Annotated in this window: 3 protein-coding genes; all 3 read left to right on the top strand. The window is 70.2% G+C overall.

What is annotated here, in order from left to right; all coding sequences use genetic code 11:
* Positions 1–119 precede the first annotated feature (119 nt).
* The 3 genes from IH13_RS0100795 to IH13_RS0100785 all read left to right on the top strand — a co-directional run bounded on the left by IH13_RS0100795 (position 120) and on the right by IH13_RS0100785 (position 1,981).
* Positions 120–485, top strand: coding sequence for a hypothetical protein (locus IH13_RS0100795; RefSeq protein WP_031080113.1), 366 nt, complete (start codon positions 120–122; stop codon positions 483–485).
* 283 nt (positions 486–768) lie between these two features.
* On the top strand, positions 769–1,083 hold the full coding sequence (locus tag IH13_RS0100790; protein WP_031080111.1) for a hypothetical protein: 315 nt from the start codon (positions 769–771) through the stop codon (positions 1,081–1,083).
* A gap of 343 nt (positions 1,084–1,426) precedes the next feature.
* Positions 1,427–1,981 carry a SigE family RNA polymerase sigma factor gene (locus tag IH13_RS0100785; RefSeq protein WP_031080109.1) on the top strand — a complete coding sequence of 185 codons (555 nt, stop codon included), beginning with the start codon at positions 1,427–1,429 and terminating at the stop codon, positions 1,979–1,981.
* The last annotated feature ends 26 nt before the right edge of the window (positions 1,982–2,007 follow it).

The following is a 2,007-nucleotide window of genomic DNA, read 5'->3' as shown; positions in this document are numbered from 1 at the left end:
CCCCGCCGCCGCCCGAGCCGTCGGCCGCGGCCAACTCCGCGTCGGTCGCCCGGTGTCGGGAGGGGAACAGGGCCCTACCCTGAACCACAGCAGCACAGGGTCAGGGGGAGGAGAGACCGATGAGCTGGTTCTGGGTGGTACTCATCATCTTCTGGACGGGCGGCTTCGCGTGGGTGGCCGACAACGTCCGCACCGCTTTGCGTAACCGACATGAGCGCAAGATGGAGTTGTTGGAGGCGGCGAAGCAGGAGCGGGTGGCTCTCGAAGCGGCGCATCGGCCGCCGGAGCCGGTGTGCGGATGCACGCACCACCTCGCCAAACACGACAAGCAGGGCCGCTGCCATGAGCGCGTCGAGGCGCCGACCGCCTGGGACGAGAACAGGAAGCCGGTGCGGTACGAGGCCGGCCAGTGCAACTGCCAGCAGTACGTGGGACCGCAGCCCCTGTCACAGGTGTTCGCCGAGGAGCTGACCGACAGAGCCTGAGCGGTTCGGGGAGGGGCCGCAGCCCGGAGGGATCGGGGGCCGCGGCCCCTTTCGTCGCCCTCTGGGGCGGTCTGCAGGGAGCGCACGGCCAACTGGCGGCCAGTGTGAGGTTTATCGGGTGTTCATCACGCTTGCGGGGGAATCGGGTGGCCCGCACGGTTCGCCGGGAAGCCCTTGGGCACTTTTGGTCTCGCGACGTCGTGATCAGAAGTACCCAGCAGGTCTGACCGGTCGAATCACGCGGTACCAGAAGCCGACTTCTCGTCTCCCGGAGGAAATTGACATGGCAAGCACCCGTACTGCTCGCGCTCTCGCCGTTGTTGCCGCCCTGCCCCTCGCCGCCGCCCTGTTCGGCGGTGTCGCGGTGGCCGACAACGGCTCGTTCGCGAACGACGGTTCGAACGCCGCGGTGGCGACGATCGGGTCCGGTGGAGTCGACGGGAACAACAACAGGGGCAACTCGTCCACCTCGCTCCAGCAGGCCACCGGCGACGGCGCGTCGAACCACAGCAATTCGGCCCAGGTGAACGACTCGCCCTTCACGTCGGTCGACCAGTCCACGGACATCGCCGCTGTGTTCTTCTCTCCGCTCTGGTGAGACCGGCGGGCCGCGGGGCGGACCCGGTGAGGTGGTGCGGCGGCGTGTAGTCGTCGCTGCGCACCGGGGTACTCCGCTGCCGTGGTGCACCGGGCCGGGGGCCAGGTCTTTCCACCGACCAGCTAGGCCCCCGGGGAGGAAGGCGGGGGAGACGGGCGGTGGGGCGGCCGGGAAGATCTTCGGTGGGCGGCCGGGGCGTCCCCGGGGTGAGACCCTGAGACGGCCCGGTCGCCCGTCCACCTTCAGGAGGTGGGGCTTACCTCCCCCCCTACAACCTGAGGCGGACGCGTCTTCGGGACCTGGGGCCGATCCCCCCGCTTCCGCCCGCTCCTAGCGTGGAGGCATGACCACGCCAGTCTGCGCCGGCGCCTCCAAGGCGCACGCCGCTCCCGCCGGACACCGCCGCTATGCGTCGTTCTCGTCGTACGTACAGGCGCGGGGGCCTGTACTGCTGCGGACCGCGCGCTCCCTCACCGCGAACCCCAGTGACGCCGAGGATCTGCTGCAGACCGCGCTGACCAAGACGTACGTCGCGTGGGAGCGGATCGAGGACCACCGTGCGCTCGACGGGTATGTGCGCCGTGCCCTGGTCAACACCCGCACCTCGCAGTGGCGCAAGCGCAAGGTCGACGAGTACGTCTGCGAGGAGGTCCCCGAGAAGGAGGCCCCGCCCGGCCCCGACCCCGCCGAGCAGCAGTCGCTCCACGACGCGATGTGGCGCGCCGTCCTCAGGCTTCCGGACCGGCAGCGGGCCATGGTCGTCCTGCGGTACTACGAGGACCTGAGCGAGGCGCAGACGGCCGAGGTGCTCGGCGTCTCGGTCGGTACGGTGAAGAGCGCGGTCTCCCGGGCCCTGGTGAAACTCCGCGCGGACCCGGAGCTGGAGCCGGTGCGCTGAACCGGTGCGCTGAACCGGTGCGCTGA

This window comes from Streptomyces sp. NRRL WC-3549 (assembly GCF_000721935.1).
Taxonomy (GTDB): domain Bacteria; phylum Actinomycetota; class Actinomycetes; order Streptomycetales; family Streptomycetaceae; genus Streptomyces.
This window is presented reverse-complemented; position numbering and strand designations above follow the sequence as displayed.

Bases quoted from the DNA above. Each gene is read 5' to 3' on its own strand.
- IH13_RS0100795 (WP_031080113.1), top strand. From the start codon at position 120: ATGAGCTGGTTCTGGGTGGTACTCATCATCTTCTGGACGGGCGGCTTC.
- IH13_RS0100790 (WP_031080111.1), top strand. From the start codon at position 769: ATGGCAAGCACCCGTACTGCTCGCGCTCTCGCCGTTGTTGCCGCCCTG.
- IH13_RS0100785 (WP_031080109.1), top strand. From the start codon at position 1,427: ATGACCACGCCAGTCTGCGCCGGCGCCTCCAAGGCGCACGCCGCTCCC.